We start from the raw sequence: 13,742 nt of genomic DNA on the forward strand, positions 1-13,742 counted from the left end.
CGGGTTTTGGAGGGGAGGACCGGCGGGGTGTGGGTTGAGGGATTTCAGCGGGTTGGGCCAAATCAGCGTGCGGGCCTGGACGAAACCCTCTCCCTTTGGGAGAGGGCTTCAGGAACGCGCCGCCCCAAAGACGCCCTGCACCGGACCCCCACCCGACCTCCTTCGGAGGCCACCCTCCCCCAGGGGGGAGGGAGTTTCCGTGAGGGAGGGAGAGGCCAGTGGTAGGGGGGCGAGCGCCCTTCTCCGATCCGCCTACGCCCCCGGATGATCGTTCCGCGCCGCCGCGACCAGGGCGCGCGTCATCTGGAGGAGGATCGACGTCGCGTCGTCGTCGGCCAGAACCTCGGAGCTGACGAACGCCCCATTGATGACCACCGACAACTGGGCCGCGAGGGTGTCGGGCCGGTTGACCCGAGCCCGCTCGGCGATGCCCCGCAGGCGGTGGCGTAGCTGCTGCTTGTGCGATCGGGCCACCACCCGGGCGGGGTGATCCTCCTCCGGAAACTCCGCGGCGACGTTGAGCTGGGGGCAGCCGCGATAATGGGGCCGGCCGACCCGCTCGCCGATCCAGGCCATGTGCGCCTCGAGCTCGGCCTCGCCGTCCTGCGCGTGGCGCGCCGCCACGCCGTCCCAGTGCGCCCAGAAGTCCTCGTCCTCCCGCCGCAGGAACGCGGCGATGAGGTCGTCCTTGGTGCGGAAGTACCGATAGAGGCTGGTCTTGGCGACGCCGGCCGCCTCGACGACCGTGTCGACGCCGACCGCGCGCACGCCCCGGCGGTAGAAGAGGTCGGAGGCGGTCTCGAGAATCCGCTCACGTACGTCGACCTGGCCTGGTTCCTCGCCAGGCCGCCCGGCCTCCTGCTCCGTCCTCATGCGCTGTTCTCCTTGCATGGACGGAGAATAGCAGGTCTCGGCTTGACGCGCTACAGACCTGTCTGTATCTGATGCGAACAGACAGGTCTGTAGCGCGAGGATATCATGAACGATCACCCTTCAACGGCAGGGAGCGTCCGGCCCACGGTCGCGGTTTACGGGGCGTCCGGCCATACGGGCCGCTTCGTGGTTGCGGAGCTGTCGCGACGCGGGTTCGCGGTCATCGCGATCGGACGCGACGCGGCGAAGCTGGCGGGGGCGGACTTTCCGGCGGACGTCAGGCGAGAGGTCGCCGACCTCGGGGACGTCGCCGCGCTGGCTCGCGCCCTCGACGGGGCCGGCGCGGTCATCAACTGCGCCGGGCCGTTCCTCGACACGGCCGAACCCCTGGTTTCGGCGGCGTTGCGGGCGCGCATCCACTATCTCGACGTGACGGCGGAGCAGGGCAGCGCCCAGGCGGTCTTCGAGCGCCATTCGGCGGCGGCGGAAGAGGCCGGCGTCGTCGTCATTCCGGCCATGGGCTTCTACGGCGGCCTGGGCGACCTGCTGGCGACGGCCGCGATGGGCGACTGGACCCGCGCCGACGAGGCCCGCGTCGGAATCGCCCTGGACAGCTGGCAGCCGACCGAGGGGACGCGCGTCACCGGGCGGCGCAACACGGCCCGTCGCCTGACGCTCTCCGAGGGGGAGCTGCGGCCGCTGGCCGACCCGGCCCCCAATATCGTCTGGTCGTTCACCGGATCCTTCGGCGCGCAGGAGATGGTCGAGTTGCCGTTCACCGAGACGATCCTGATCGGCCGCCATCTCCAGGTGTCCGAGCTCCACAGCTACCTGAACACCGCGCCGCTGCGCGAACTTCGCGACGCCGCCACGCCGCCGCCGGTCCCGGCCGACGCGTCCGGACGTTCGGCGCAGACGTTCCGCGTCGAGGTCGAAGTCCGCCAGGGAAGCACGGTGCGCCGGGCGGCGGCCCACGGGCAGGACATCTACGCGGTCACCGCGCCCCTGGTGATCGAGGCCGTCGAGAGAGTGCTGAACGGTTCGACGGCGCGGGGCGGCGTCTTCGCGCCGGGCGCGCTGTTCGACGCCCGGGATTTCCTGGCGGCGCTGGCCCCCGATATCCTGTTGTCCTGATCGCCGATCGCACCGGCCGAGCTGCACGCCATCTCAGGCGGAAATGGCGTGCAACTCGGCCGCGTGGGCCCGCAGCCAGGCCCGGTGCGGGGCCGGATCGCCGGCCAGCCGCTCGCACAGCGCCCAGAACCTTGGCCCGTGGTTGGCCTCGATCAGGTGGGCGCATTCGTGGGCCGCGACATAGTCGGCGACCGCGTAGGGCGCGAGCACCAGCCGCCAGCTGTAGCGGATCGCCGCCGGCGCGCCGGCGCGGGCCGGGCGGCAGGAGCCCCAGCGGGCCTTGGGGTCGGCGATGGCCACCGACGGCGTCGGACGGTTCAGGGCGGCGGCGTGGTGGGCGGTGCGTTCGGTCAGGCGGGCCAGGGCCTCGCGCTTGGCCAGGCGCAGGATGCGCAGGGACCAGGCCGCGTCGTCGGGAGCGATCAGCGCCTCGTCGGTCATCCTGGGCCGGCCGGGGCCGACCTCCAGGCGGTAGGGCTTGCCCAGCAGGCGCAGGGTTCCGCCGGGTGCGATGACCTGGCGGCCGGGCAGGGCGGCCAATTGGCCGGCGATCCACTCGGCCTTCTCGTGGGCGAAGGCCACGGCCTCGGTCAGGCGGCGCGGGGTGGGGGCCAGGGCCACCACCTCGGACTTGGCGCGGTCGACCCGCAGCGAGATCCGCCGGGCCCGGCCGTCGACCTTCAGCCGCACCGCGCAGCCGCGCACGTCCAACCGGTCACCGTCGGCGTAGCGCTGCGGGCGGAAGAGATTCATGTCCTCTAGATCGCCCCTCGCCGTGCATCGCGCAAGACGCGCGATCTTGACCAGACCCCAGTATGCCCGATGATCCGTCCCGCGATGCCGGGCCGTGGAGACGAGGATGGCGGCGATCGATCCCGACAGCGCCAGGGCGCGCGCCAGGCGCTGGCGCTTGACGGTCTGGTATCTGGTCTGCGCCCTCAGCGCCCTGCACGTCTATCTGCATTGGATCGACTGGCCGTCCCGCCCGATCTGGGAGCCGCAGGCCCCGCTTTGGCGCGCGCAGCTGATCGTCAGCCTGTTCCTGGCCGTCCTTGCCATCGGGCTCAGGCCCGGGCTCGGCGGTTTCCTGGCCGGCCTGGCGCTGAACCTCCTGCTGGCCGGCGCCATGCTGTTGGCGCTCGGCGCGGCGATCGTGGCGGGGTTCAGCTGAGCCGCGAGCCTCAGCTCTGGAAGTTCGGGTCGTTCTTGCGGATGAAGTCGCGGACGCGCGGATAGATCTCCTCGCGGAAGCGGCGACCGTTGAACACCCCGTAGTGGCCGACGTTCGGCTGGACGTAGTCTTCCTTCATGGCCTCGGGCAGGGCCGAGCACAGAGTGTGCGCCGCCTGGGTCTGGCCGATACCGGAGATGTCGTCGTTCTCGCCCTCGACGGTCATCAGGCCAATGTCGGTGATCGCCTCGGGGTTCACCAGCCGGCCGCGATGGGTCAGCTCGCCCTTCGGCAGCAGGTGCTGCTGGAAGACGATGTCGATGGTCTGCAGGTAGAATTCCTCGGTCAGGTCGAGCACCGACAGATATTCGTCGTAGAATTCCAGGTGCTTGTCGGCGCTGTCGCCGTCGCCCTTGACCAGGTCCTGGAAGTAGCGGCGGTGGGCGTCTTGGTGCTTCTCGGCGTTCATGCTCATGAAGCTGGCCAGTTGCACGAAGCCCGGATAGACGCGCCGGCCCATGCCCGGATAGGGCGCGGGCACGGTGTAGATCATGTTGGACTGGAACCAGGCGAAGGGCTTTTCCTCGGCCAGGTTGTTGGTCACGGTCGGCGACAGGCGCGCGTCGATCGGCGAGCCCATGAAGGTCATGCTGGCCGGACGCGAGGGATCGTTGTCCTCGGCCATCAGGGCGGCGGCGGCCAGGACCGGCGGTCCGGGCTGGCAGACGGCCACGACATTGGGGCGCGGGCCCATGACGCCCAGCATCTGGCGGATGTGGTCGATATAGTCGTGGAAATCGAAGCGGCCCTCCAGCACCGAGACCTCGCGGGCGTTGACCCAGTCGACGATGAACACCGCGTGGTCAGGCAGGAAGGCCTCGACCGTGCCGCGCAACAGGGTCGCGTAGTGACCCGAAAGGGGCGCGACGATCAGCACGGCGGGGTCCAGCGAGAACTTGCCGGCCCGGCGCATGTCGGACATGTCGCGGTCGAACTGGACCAGCCGCGCCCACGGGCTTTCCCAGACCACGGTCGGGCGCACCCGTACGTCGACCTGGCCGACCTTGACGGTGTCGATGTTCCAGGCCGGCTTGCCGTAGCGGCGGGTGACGTTCGAGAACAGATCGGCGCCGGCGTGGATGCGGCGGCCCAGATCGCTGTTCGCGGCCGGGTTCAGGGCCGAGCCCCAGAAGTCACGGGCGGCGCGGGCCGCCAGGCGAAGGGGCGTGGAGGCGTAGAAACTCGCCTCGTGCAGGGCGTACAGCATGGGAGATCCAGTATGTTGCGATGCAGCATAACATGCCGCAGCGCCAGAAAGTACCGCCTTCCGGTAGAGCTATGAGGTCGTCTCCCGGCTACCGCCCCGCCATCGCGTCCTTGATCTGCCGGGCGATCTCCTCGGGCGGCAGATTGTAGGCGATCACCCGGTCGAAGCGGCCCTTGGGGTCGACCAGATAGACCGCCGTCGAGTGGTCCATGCTGTAGTCGGGACCGTCGCCGACCTTCTTGGCGTAGACGCGATAGGCCTTGGCGGCGGCGGCCGCCTGCTCGGGCGTGCCGGTCAGGCCCAGGGTGTTCCTGGGCAGGTAGTCGCCCGACAGGTAGGTCTTCATCTGGGCGGGGGTGTCGCGGCCCGGATCGACCGAGATCATGACGATCTTCAGGTCCTTGGCCTTGGGACCCAGCTGGTCGCTGGCGGCGGCCAGGGCCTGCAGGGTGCCGGGGCAGACGTCCGGGCAGTAGGTGAAGCCGAAGAACACCGCGTTCCACTGGCCTTTCAGCGCCGCTTCGGTGGTGGGGCGTCCGTCCTGGTCGACCAGCGAGAACGGCCCGCCGACCGCCGCCGGCGGCGGGGCGGACTTGAAAACGCCGGCCTTGAAGATCAGGCCGCCGGCCAGAAGCACGGCCGCCAGGCCGGCCAGAATGGCGATTACGCGATGACGCGGCATGGCCTTGAACCTTTCGCTCTCGCCAGACGGGAAAATCTAGCTCTATGGTGCGACATGGCAGACGCTTCTTCCAGGAATGCGCCGCATGACTCGCCTCGGACCGGGCTCGATAAGCCCGACGCGGAGACGGCGCAAGACGAGGACTGGTCGTGGGCGGGACCCGGGCTGCGCCGTGGCCGCCTGAGGGTTCGCACCCTGATCGCCCAGCGCTGGCTGATGGTGGCCGGCCAGACCATCGCCGTGCTGTTCGCCGGCGTGGTGCTGGACCTCAAGGTGCCCTACGCCCTGTGCTTCAGCCTGATCGCCCTGTCGGGCTGGCTGAACGTGCTGATCGGCCTGGCGTTCGGCGGCCAGCGCATGGCCCGCGAGGGCGAGGCCACGGCCCAGATCGCCTTCGACATCCTGCAGCTGGCCGGGATGCTTTACCTGACCGGCGGGATCATCAATCCGTTCTCCCTGCTGCTGATCGCGCCCGTGACCCTGGCGGCGGCCACCCTGCCGGCCCGGTTCGCCGCGGCGATGGGCGTCCTGGCGGTGGCGGTCTGCGTGATCCTGGCCTTCGTCCACATGCCGCTGCCCTATCGGGCCGCGGCGGGCCCCGGCGCGGTTCCGGGCTTCCTGACCCAGATGACCATCGTGCTGTCGCGGGTGCTGGGGATCGCCCTGACCGGCGCCTATGCCTGGCAGGCGGCGACGGAGTCGGCGCGGATGGAGCTGGCGCTCAACGTCACCGAGACGGTGCTGGCCCGCGAACAGCGGCTGTCGGCCCTGGGCGCCCTGGCCGCCGCCGCCGCCCATGAGCTGGGCACGCCCCTGGCCACCATCTCGGTGGTCGCCCGCGAGATGGTCCGCAACGCCCCCGACGCGCAGACCCGCGAGGACGCCGAACTGATGATCGGCCAGGCCGCCCGCTGCCGCGAGATCCTGCAACGCCTGACCGAGATGCCCGAGGCCAAGGACGCCGTGCACGAGCGGATGAGCCTGGTCCAGCTGGTCCACGAGACGATCGAGCCGCACATGATCCACGGGGTGCGGGTCGAGGCGGTGGTCAACGGCCCGTCCGGCGAGGCGGCGCCCGACATCTGGCGGCGGGCCGAGATCATCCACGCCCTGACCTCGATCGTCGAGAACGCCGTCGATTTCGCCCGCGCCGAGGTCATCGTCATCGCCCGGTTCGACGCGAGGGCGGTGGTGATCGAGGTGCGCGACGACGGCCCCGGCTTCTCGCCGGAGGTGCTGGCCAAGCTCGGCGAGCCCTATGTCACCTCCCGTCCGGGGGCGGAAGGCTCCAGGACGGGCCACATCGGCATGGGCCTGGGATTCTTCATCGCCAAGACGCTGTTGGAACGAACTGGCGCCACCGTGGATTTCAAGAACGGTCGACGTGGCGGCGCGGTGGTCGCGGCGCGTTGGCCACGATCGGCGCTTGAAGCGCCGGGCTTCATGGGTGCGTGACATGAAAGACTTGCAGCGATCCGGAATCGGGCGACAAGATGCCCAGTACGACACCCGGTTGAGTATTGGCGCGGGGAGGCGCTGAATTCATGGCGGACATCGGTGAACTGGTTTCGGCCCTGCCGGACAAGAGCTTGCTTCTGCTGGACGACGACGCGCCCCTTCGGACCCGTCTGGGCCGGGCCCTCGAACAACGAGGGTTTTCGGTGACGCTCTGTGCTTCGGTCGCCGAGGCGATGAGCTCCCTGCGAAGTCATGCCCCGGCCCACGCCGTGCTCGACATGCGTCTCGAGGACGGCACCGGCCTCAAGGTCGTCGAGGCGGTGCGCGACGCCCGCGCCGACGCCAAGATCATCATGCTGACCGGCTACGGCAACATCGCCACGGCGGTGGCGGCCGTGAAGGCGGGGGTGGTCGACTATCTCTCCAAGCCGGCGGACGCCGACGAGGTGGCCCGCGCCCTGCTGGCCGCCAAGGACGCCGCGCCGGTCCCGCCGGAAAACCCGATGAGCGCCGACCGCGTGCGGTGGGAGCATATCCAGCGGGTCTACGAGATGTGCGGCCACAACGTTTCCGAGACGGCCCGCCGTCTCAACATGCACCGACGGACCCTGCAGCGGATCCTGGCCAAGCGCGCGCCGCGGTAGCGCTTGCCTATGGGGACATGCGCATGCGCATGTCCCCAAGCGTTGTTCCTCACATCGCCGAGATGCCGCCGTCGACCTTGATCTCGGCGCCGGTCATGAACTTGCTCTCGTCGCTGGCCAGGTAGAGCACGGCGTTGGCGATATCCAGGGGCTCGCCGATGCGGCCCAGTGGGACCTGCCGGGCCAGCTTGGCATGGGCCTCCTCCTTGCCGAATCGCGCCGTGAACCCGTCGAGGATCGGGGTGTCGATGAAGGTCGGGTGGATCGAGTTGGAGCGGATGTCCAGCTTCTGCTTGGCGCAGTAGAGGGCGATGTTCTTGCTCAGCAGCCAGACCGCCGCCTTGGAGGCGTTGTAGGCCGGCGAATTGCCGTTGGCGATCAGGCCGGCGATCGAGCTGAGATTGATGATCGAGCCCGGCTGGTGGGCGCGCATGTGGGTCAGGGCGTGCTTGGCGCCCAGGAACACCGAGTCGACATTGACCGACATCACCTTTTTCCAGAGGCCGAAGTCGAGGCTCTCCAGCGGGCCGTCGCCGCCGATCCCGGCGTTGTTGACCAGCACCGACAGGCCGCCCATGGCCTGCGTCGCCTCTTCCAGCACCTCGATCCACTGCTCTTCGCTGGTGACGTCCAGTTCGAAGGCGAAGGCCGTGCCGGCCCCGTGGGCGGCGTTGATCTCGGCCGCCACGGCCTGGGCCCCGGCCAGGTTGATGTCGGCGACGCAGACCTTGGCGCCTTCCCCCGCCAGCCGCCTCGCGGCCGCGGCGCCCAGGCCCTGGGCCCCCCCGGTGATGAAGGCCTTCTTGCCGGCGACCCGGCCCGTGCTCTGCGCCATGCGGCGTCCTCCCGATTATAATTCAAACGATAGTTTGAACTGGATGGGGGCGGAGCGGAAGGGGGAAACGGTGGGCGGCGCACCAAGGTCCTCCCCCTGTGGGGGAGGGGTCGGCGCAGCCGACGGAGGGGGGAGTGATGGGGAGATTGCCACAGCCCGGATCGACGATCCGTAACTCCCCCCACCGATCGCTACGCGATCGCCTCCCCCACAGGGGGAGGGACTAGAGGATCAGCCCGCCACGCCGTCCATGAACCGCGCCATGGTCACGTCCAGCTCGCTGACCCCGTCGGCGTCGTGGGTGGTCAGCACCACCTCGACCCGGTTGTAGACGTTGAACCATTCGGGATGGTGGTCGAGCTTGTCGGCCATCAGGGCCACGCGGGTCATGAAGCCGAAGGCGGCGTTGAAGTCGGCGAACTTGAAGGTCTTGCTGATCGCGTCCTTCTCGGACACGGCGGCCCAGCCTTCGAGCTGGGCGAGGGCGGCGGGCGCGCCGATCTTGGCGGGGCGGGACATGGCGGCTCCTGCTTCGAGGTTTTCTCCAGTCAGAACGCCAAACCGGTCGCCGCCGCAAGGTCCTCGAGCGCCTGGGCCTCGGTGGAGACCTTGATGGCGGTCATGCCCAGGGCCGCCGCCGGCTTGCAGTTGACCCCCAGGTCGTCGAGATAGACGCAAGACCCGGGCGCGACCTTCAGCGCCTCGCACATCATCAGGTAGATGCGCGGATCGGGCTTTCGCACCCCGACCTTGGAGCTTTCCAGCACCACCTCGAACGCGCCGATGATCTCGGCGACGGCCGCCGCCTTCTCGGCCGAGCCCGCCATGCCGGTCCCGTGGCCGGTGACCACGTTGTTGGTGATGCAGCCGACCTTGAAATGCGCCTTGCAGGTCTGCAACGCCGCCACGACGCGCGGCCGGATGTCGCCCGACAGCAGGGGCAGCACCTCGGCGCCGGCCAGGGGATGGCCCAGGCGAGTCGATTCCTCGAGGAACATGGCGTCGAAGCCGGCGGCGTCGATCTCCGAGCGCTCGAACAGCGCCCAGGCGTTGGTGTCGGGATCGGTGGCGTTGACCGCGCGGATGAAGTCGGCGGGCAGGCCGCGCCGCGCCTCGAACCGCCGGAAGGCCTCGAAGGGCGAGGTGGTGAACACCCCGCCGAAATCCCAGATCACCGCTTCGATCGCCATGGTCGCCTCAAACAACTGTTTGATCGCACGCTAGAGCATCGTGCGGAAAAGTGGAGACCGGTTTTCCGCAAAAGCGATGCGAAAACAAAAACCCGGAGCAACGCCGATGGCGCCGCTCGCGTTGCGGGTGAAACCGGCGGCGCATCGAACCGGCCTCTGGTTTGTTAACCTTCTGGAGTGTTCGCCATGGTCCGCCGCCGCATCGTCGCCCTGGTCCTGATCCTCGCCGCCGGCCTGGGCGGCGGCGTCATGGCCCATGATCGTCCGGGCCTCTATCTCGATCCCCAGTTGCTGCCGGCCGACACCCGTCCGGGCGAGTGCGTGGTCCGCCGGGTCACCGGCCCCGGCGGCGCCTATCGCTGGGAGCGCATCGAGTGCGAGGGCGGGTGGAGCGACTTCGACCGCTGGGGTTATGGCCGCCTGCCGCTCGACGTCGAGGAGGGCCCACCGCCGCGCGGCGATCGCTACGGCGGCCGCTACGACGGCCCAGCCCATGGCGGCGAGGGCCGTGGGTACTGGCCGCCCTACCCGACCTACCGCGTGGCCGGCCGCGACGAGGCCGGCTTCCTGGTCTGGCCGGGCAAGCGGCCGTAGAGCGTTTTCGAACGAAGTGGATACCGGTTCGCGTGAAGAAAATGCGCCAAAACAAAAGGCTAGAGCGCCCGGCCTGATGCAGTCAGGTCGGGAAGCGCTCTAGAGCATTTTCGAGTGAAGTGGATTCCGGTTCGCGTGAAGAAAATGCGCCAAAACAAAAATCTAGAGCCCCGGCCTGATGCAATCAGGTCGGGAAGCGCTCTAGAGCGTTTTCGGGCGGGGTTTTGGCCCGGAGATTGCGGCAAGCGGGGGCTTGCGCATCAAATCGGGACGGGGGACTACCATCATGCGATCGCCTAATGGGCCGCTTTTCAAGACCTACGAGGTCGTCGCCATCGTGGCCTTCCTGCTGGCGGCGGTGGCCGTCGGCAGCCTGAGGCTCGTCTACTAGGGGGGGCGAAGGGCCGGGTTCGGGACACTAGGACCCCCTCCACGCGTTGTGGAGGGGTAGCCGGAGGTTCCGCCCTGTCGTCCCCGTCGCCAACGTCAGCACCCGCCGCCGCGCCCTGGCATGGCAGGGTCGCGGCGCGTTGGCGCGGCCTGCCGCCCGGCGCGCGTTGGGGGATGATCGGCGCGACGCTGCTGTTCGCCGTGACCGTCGCCTTCCTGATCCTCTTCGACTGGAACTGGCTCCGCGGACCGGTGGGCCGGATGGCCTCGGCGCGCCTGAACCGCGAGGTGGTGATCGCCGGCGACCTGAGGGTCCATCCCTGGTCGTTGTCGCCCGAAGCCGAGGCCCACGGCGTTCGCATCGCCCAACCCGACTGGGCGGCCCCCAAGACCGGCGATCCGAAGACTGGCGAGGGGGCCGGCAAGCCGATGGCGGCGGTCGATCGCATCGCGGTGCGGATCAAGCTGCTGCCCCTGCTGAGGGGCGAGGTGATCCTGCCGCTGCTGGTCGTCGACAAGCCCGACGTGCGCCTGCTGCGCGACGCGTCGGGCCGCGCCAACTGGGTGTTCGGCGACCCCAAGGCGCCGCCAAGGCCCCTGAAGTTGCCGGCCATCCAGCACTTCGTGATCAATGACGGCGCGCTGCGCTACGACGACCGGCGGCGAGACATCTTCTTCCTCGGCACGGTCAGTTCCAACGAGCAGGCCACCGGCGACGGGCGCGGCCGGTTCGTGCTGGAGGGCAAGGGCCAGCTGAACCGCGCGCCGTTCGCCGCCGTCGTCACCGGCGGCCCGCTGCTGAACATCTCGCCGCGCCGACCCTATCCGTTCGACGCCCGGGTCGAGGCCGGCTCGACCCGGGTGCTGGCCAAGGGCCGGGTCACCAGGCCGTTTGACCTCGGCCGCTTCGACGCCCAGGTGACCGTCTCGGGCGCCGACCTGAACCGCCTCTACGCCCTGACCGGCCTGGCCCTGCCCAACACCCCGCCCTACCGGATCAACGGCCACCTGACCCGCGACGGCCAGCGTTTCGACTTCAGGAAACTGACCGGCCGGGTCGGCGACAGCGACGTTGCGGGCGACCTGTTCGCGCTGATGGGACGCCAGCGGCCCTATCTCGAGGCCGACCTGCGGTCGCGCCGCCTCGACTTCGACGACGTGGGCAGCCTGGTCGGTGCGGCTCCAGCCACCGGGCGCGGCGAAACCGCCTCGGCCGGCCAGAAGATCGAGGCCAGTCAGCGCGAGGCCACCCAGCGCCTGCTGCCCGACGCCACCCTGCAGGTCGAACGGGTGCGGGCCATGGACGCCAAGGTCAGGTACCGCGCCCTGGCGGTCAACGCGCCCAACCTGCCGCTGAAGAAGGTGCGCGTGGACCTGACGCTCGAAAAAGGCGTGCTGACCCTGGACCCGATAGCCTTCACCTTCTCGCGCGGCGACCTGGCCGGAAAGGTGCGGCTGGACGCCAATCCCGGGACGCCGCGCACCGATCTCGACCTGCGCCTGACGAACGCCAAGCTGGAGGACTTCATTCCGATCCGCAGCGGTGGCCAGCCGGCGATCGAGGGCGGGGTGATGGCGCGCGCCCGGCTGACCGGCTACGGAAATTCGGTGCATCGCGCCGCCTCCAGCGCCAATGGCCAGGTGACGATCGTCTCGCCGAGGGGCGAGATTCGCCAGGCCTTCGCCGAGCTGCTGGGGGTCAATGCCTCCAAGGGCCTGATCCTGCTGCTCAGCAAGGACAACCGCCAGACCAGCGTCCGCTGCGCGGTGGCCGATTTCAGCGTCAAGGACGGGGTGATGCGCGCCAATCGGATCGTCGCCGACACCGGCGTGGTGCTGGCCAAGGGCAGCGGCGCGATCGACCTCCGGAACGAGCGGCTCGACCTGCGGATCGAGGGCGACAGCAAGAAGCCGCGCCTGGTGCGGCTGTTCATCCCGATCCAGATCAAGGGGCCGCTCCTGGCGCCGAAGGTCGGGCTCGACAGCGGCGGCGCGGTGGCCCAGAGCGGCGTCGCCGTGGCGCTGGGGACGCTGCTCTCGCCGCTGGCCGCCATCCTGCCGTTCGTCACCGGCGGCGAGGCCAAGGACGCCGACTGCGCCAGCCTGATCGCCGAGGCGCGCGGCGACGGCGCCCCGGTCAGGGTGGCCCAGACCACGCCGGCCAAGGTGAAGAAGTAGGTCCGTCCCACTCTCGTCCGTCATCCCCCGCTTCATGCGGGGGACCCATGCGGCGTTGCCGTGCGGACACAGGCCGGCTCGGCCTGGGTCCCCCGAACACGTCGGGGGATGACGCGTGGTGAAGATGCGGTACGATCCGCATCTACCCTCCAACGGTGGTTTTATGTCCGAGATTGTGTGTGAGGCCCGGGCCTAAGGCTCCGAACCTCGGTTCGTAAGTCGATCAGGCCCCGATCCGTCCGCTTGCCGTGCCCGGACGCGCCTTTGGCGCGTCCAGACTTGAGGGCCCGGAGCCTCGTAGAGGCTCCAGAGCGAGCGTTCTCACGCCTCGATCCTCGGACCATTTCCTTGAACATTTCCAAGCCGCAGCAACGCACGCTGCACGCGCTGGCGCAGGGCGCCCGCATCGAACTCCTGCGCGACGACCAGGGCCGCGTCGTCGGCGTCGACTGCCTCACCCGCGAGGGCTGGCGTCTGTCCGATTGCACGCTCGCCGTCTTCAAGGCCCTGAAGAAGCGCCGGTTCATCGCCAGTGCCGGCGGCGCGCCCTACCGGATCACCCGGTCGGGCGCGGTCAACCTGCGCTCCCAGCTCGACAACCGGGTGACCGCGCGCGGTTGGTAGCGTCTTGGGTTCGGACTCAATTGGCGCCCACCCACCTGTTGTCATCCCGGCCGTAGGACCGCGCAGCGGGCCGAAGCGCCGGGACCCAGGGCAACCGCATTGCGCCGGCCCCTGGGTCCCGGACAGCCTCTGCGAGGCTTCCGGGATGACAACTGTTATTGAGAGCTTTGACTTCGCTCAGGAATCCAAGCGTTCAATCGAGTACGGACCCTAGGACGCGGTCGAGACCGGGGCGGTCACGGCCTTGAGCAGGGACACGGCGACCTTCGGGTCGAGCCGCACCTGCAGGCCGCGCTGGCCGCCGTTGATGTAGACATAGGGTTGCGCCAGGGCGTCGGCCTCGATCACCACCGGCAGCGGCTTGCGCTGGCCGAACGGGCTGATGCCCCCGACCTTGTAGCCGCTGATCCGTTCGGCGTCGGCCGGCTTCATCATCGTCGCCGACTTGCCGCCGACCGCCGCCGCCAGCTTCTTCATGGCGACCTCGCGGTCAGAGGGCGCGACCACCAGCACCGGCTTGCCGTCGACCAGGGCCATCAGGGTCTTGAGCACCCGGCCGGGGTCCTCGCCCAGCGCTTCCGCCGCCGCGAGACCGATGCTCGCCGCATCGGGGTCGTAGTCGTAGGCGTGGACCGTGAAATCGACGCCGGCCTTGGCCAGGGCGAGCGTCGCGGGCGTGGTGCGGGACATGGCGTCACTATA

The 13,742-nt window shown here is 69.4% G+C and carries 15 protein-coding genes; 7 read left to right on the forward strand and 8 right to left on the reverse strand.

What is annotated here, in order from left to right:
• Positions 1-252 precede the first annotated feature (252 nt).
• On the reverse strand, positions 253-873 hold the full coding sequence (locus tag PMI01_RS17480) for a TetR/AcrR family transcriptional regulator (RefSeq protein WP_007671853.1): 621 nt from the start codon (positions 871-873) through the stop codon (positions 253-255).
• Between the two features lie 105 nt (positions 874-978).
• Here PMI01_RS17480 and PMI01_RS17485 point away from each other — a divergent pair, with 105 nt between their 5' ends.
• A complete protein-coding gene (locus PMI01_RS17485; protein ID WP_007671855.1) occupies positions 979-2,007 on the forward strand; it encodes a saccharopine dehydrogenase family protein in 1,029 nt (342 codons plus the stop codon).
• A gap of 33 nt (positions 2,008-2,040) precedes the next feature.
• Here PMI01_RS17485 and PMI01_RS17490 read toward each other — a convergent pair whose 3' ends face one another.
• Entirely contained in the window at positions 2,041-2,760 is a 720-nt protein-coding gene (locus tag PMI01_RS17490; protein ID WP_007671857.1) for a M48 family metallopeptidase, read from the reverse strand.
• A 106-nt stretch (positions 2,761-2,866) separates the two neighbouring features.
• Between PMI01_RS17490 and PMI01_RS17495 the strand changes: the two genes are divergently transcribed.
• On the forward strand, positions 2,867-3,178 hold the full coding sequence (locus tag PMI01_RS17495) for a hypothetical protein (protein ID WP_007671859.1): 312 nt from the start codon (positions 2,867-2,869) through the stop codon (positions 3,176-3,178).
• Between the two features lie 10 nt (positions 3,179-3,188).
• Here PMI01_RS17495 and PMI01_RS17500 read toward each other — a convergent pair whose 3' ends face one another.
• Positions 3,189-4,445 carry a polyhydroxyalkanoate depolymerase gene (locus tag PMI01_RS17500; RefSeq protein ID WP_007671861.1) on the reverse strand — a complete coding sequence of 419 codons (1,257 nt, stop codon included), beginning with the start codon at positions 4,443-4,445 and terminating at the stop codon, positions 3,189-3,191.
• A gap of 88 nt (positions 4,446-4,533) precedes the next feature.
• Positions 4,534-5,127 carry an SCO family protein gene (locus tag PMI01_RS17505; protein WP_007671863.1) on the reverse strand — a complete coding sequence of 198 codons (594 nt, stop codon included), beginning with the start codon at positions 5,125-5,127 and terminating at the stop codon, positions 4,534-4,536.
• Between the two features lie 54 nt (positions 5,128-5,181).
• On the opposite strand from PMI01_RS17505, the gene PMI01_RS17510 reads away from it, so the two are divergent.
• Together PMI01_RS17510 and PMI01_RS17515 are read left to right on the forward strand one after the other, a co-directional pair.
• Positions 5,182-6,582, forward strand: coding sequence for an ActS/PrrB/RegB family redox-sensitive histidine kinase (locus PMI01_RS17510; RefSeq protein ID WP_007671865.1), 1,401 nt, complete (start codon positions 5,182-5,184; stop codon positions 6,580-6,582).
• A gap of 89 nt (positions 6,583-6,671) precedes the next feature.
• The gene (locus tag PMI01_RS17515; protein WP_007671868.1) at positions 6,672-7,229 is read left to right on the forward strand and encodes an ActR/PrrA/RegA family redox response regulator transcription factor; all 558 of its coding nucleotides are present in this window, start codon (positions 6,672-6,674) and stop codon (positions 7,227-7,229) included.
• Between the two features lie 49 nt (positions 7,230-7,278).
• Here PMI01_RS17515 and PMI01_RS17520 read toward each other — a convergent pair whose 3' ends face one another.
• The 3 genes from PMI01_RS17520 to PMI01_RS17530 all read right to left on the reverse strand — a co-directional run bounded on the left by PMI01_RS17520 (position 7,279) and on the right by PMI01_RS17530 (position 9,254).
• Complete coding sequence (locus PMI01_RS17520; protein WP_007671871.1) at positions 7,279-8,064, reverse strand: SDR family oxidoreductase; 786 nt, start codon at positions 8,062-8,064, stop codon at positions 7,279-7,281.
• A gap of 231 nt (positions 8,065-8,295) precedes the next feature.
• A complete protein-coding gene (locus PMI01_RS17525) occupies positions 8,296-8,583 on the reverse strand; it encodes a 4a-hydroxytetrahydrobiopterin dehydratase (RefSeq protein ID WP_007671874.1) in 288 nt (95 codons plus the stop codon).
• Between the two features lie 29 nt (positions 8,584-8,612).
• The gene (locus PMI01_RS17530; protein ID WP_007671877.1) at positions 8,613-9,254 is read right to left on the reverse strand and encodes an HAD-IA family hydrolase; all 642 of its coding nucleotides are present in this window, start codon (positions 9,252-9,254) and stop codon (positions 8,613-8,615) included.
• A 186-nt stretch (positions 9,255-9,440) separates the two neighbouring features.
• Between PMI01_RS17530 and PMI01_RS17535 the strand changes: the two genes are divergently transcribed.
• From PMI01_RS17535 to PMI01_RS17545, 3 genes are all read left to right on the forward strand, one after another.
• A complete protein-coding gene (locus PMI01_RS17535; protein WP_007671878.1) occupies positions 9,441-9,848 on the forward strand; it encodes a hypothetical protein in 408 nt (135 codons plus the stop codon).
• Positions 9,849-10,412: 564 nt separating this feature from the next.
• The gene (locus tag PMI01_RS17540; RefSeq protein WP_007671880.1) at positions 10,413-12,416 is read left to right on the forward strand and encodes an AsmA family protein; all 2,004 of its coding nucleotides are present in this window, start codon (positions 10,413-10,415) and stop codon (positions 12,414-12,416) included.
• A gap of 348 nt (positions 12,417-12,764) precedes the next feature.
• The gene (locus tag PMI01_RS17545) at positions 12,765-13,040 is read left to right on the forward strand and encodes a YjhX family toxin (RefSeq protein WP_007671881.1); all 276 of its coding nucleotides are present in this window, start codon (positions 12,765-12,767) and stop codon (positions 13,038-13,040) included.
• Positions 13,041-13,250: 210 nt separating this feature from the next.
• Here PMI01_RS17545 and ybaK read toward each other — a convergent pair whose 3' ends face one another.
• Positions 13,251-13,730, reverse strand: a complete 480-nt coding sequence (gene ybaK, locus PMI01_RS17550) for a Cys-tRNA(Pro) deacylase (RefSeq protein ID WP_007671882.1) — start codon at positions 13,728-13,730, stop codon at positions 13,251-13,253.
• Positions 13,731-13,742: the final 12 nt, after the last annotated feature.

It is taken from the genome of Caulobacter sp. AP07 (assembly GCF_000281955.1).
Lineage (GTDB): Bacteria > Pseudomonadota > Alphaproteobacteria > Caulobacterales > Caulobacteraceae > Caulobacter.

What these genes read in the sequence shown, in the direction of transcription:
- PMI01_RS17480 (WP_007671853.1), bottom strand. Translation starts at nt 873, where the DNA reads ATGAGGACGGAGCAGGAGGCCGGGCGGCCTGGCGAGGAACCAGGCCAG.
- PMI01_RS17485 (WP_007671855.1), top strand. Translation starts at nt 979, where the DNA reads ATGAACGATCACCCTTCAACGGCAGGGAGCGTCCGGCCCACGGTCGCG.
- PMI01_RS17490 (WP_007671857.1), bottom strand. Translation starts at nt 2,760, where the DNA reads ATGAATCTCTTCCGCCCGCAGCGCTACGCCGACGGTGACCGGTTGGAC.
- PMI01_RS17495 (WP_007671859.1), top strand. Translation starts at nt 2,867, where the DNA reads ATGGCGGCGATCGATCCCGACAGCGCCAGGGCGCGCGCCAGGCGCTGG.
- PMI01_RS17500 (WP_007671861.1), bottom strand. Translation starts at nt 4,445, where the DNA reads ATGCTGTACGCCCTGCACGAGGCGAGTTTCTACGCCTCCACGCCCCTT.
- PMI01_RS17505 (WP_007671863.1), bottom strand. Translation starts at nt 5,127, where the DNA reads ATGCCGCGTCATCGCGTAATCGCCATTCTGGCCGGCCTGGCGGCCGTG.
- PMI01_RS17510 (WP_007671865.1), top strand. Translation starts at nt 5,182, where the DNA reads ATGGCAGACGCTTCTTCCAGGAATGCGCCGCATGACTCGCCTCGGACC.
- PMI01_RS17515 (WP_007671868.1), top strand. Translation starts at nt 6,672, where the DNA reads ATGGCGGACATCGGTGAACTGGTTTCGGCCCTGCCGGACAAGAGCTTG.
- PMI01_RS17520 (WP_007671871.1), bottom strand. Translation starts at nt 8,064, where the DNA reads ATGGCGCAGAGCACGGGCCGGGTCGCCGGCAAGAAGGCCTTCATCACC.
- PMI01_RS17525 (WP_007671874.1), bottom strand. Translation starts at nt 8,583, where the DNA reads ATGTCCCGCCCCGCCAAGATCGGCGCGCCCGCCGCCCTCGCCCAGCTC.
- PMI01_RS17530 (WP_007671877.1), bottom strand. Translation starts at nt 9,254, where the DNA reads ATGGCGATCGAAGCGGTGATCTGGGATTTCGGCGGGGTGTTCACCACC.
- PMI01_RS17535 (WP_007671878.1), top strand. Translation starts at nt 9,441, where the DNA reads ATGGTCCGCCGCCGCATCGTCGCCCTGGTCCTGATCCTCGCCGCCGGC.
- PMI01_RS17540 (WP_007671880.1), top strand. Translation starts at nt 10,413, where the DNA reads ATGATCGGCGCGACGCTGCTGTTCGCCGTGACCGTCGCCTTCCTGATC.
- ybaK (WP_007671882.1), bottom strand. Translation starts at nt 13,730, where the DNA reads ATGTCCCGCACCACGCCCGCGACGCTCGCCCTGGCCAAGGCCGGCGTC.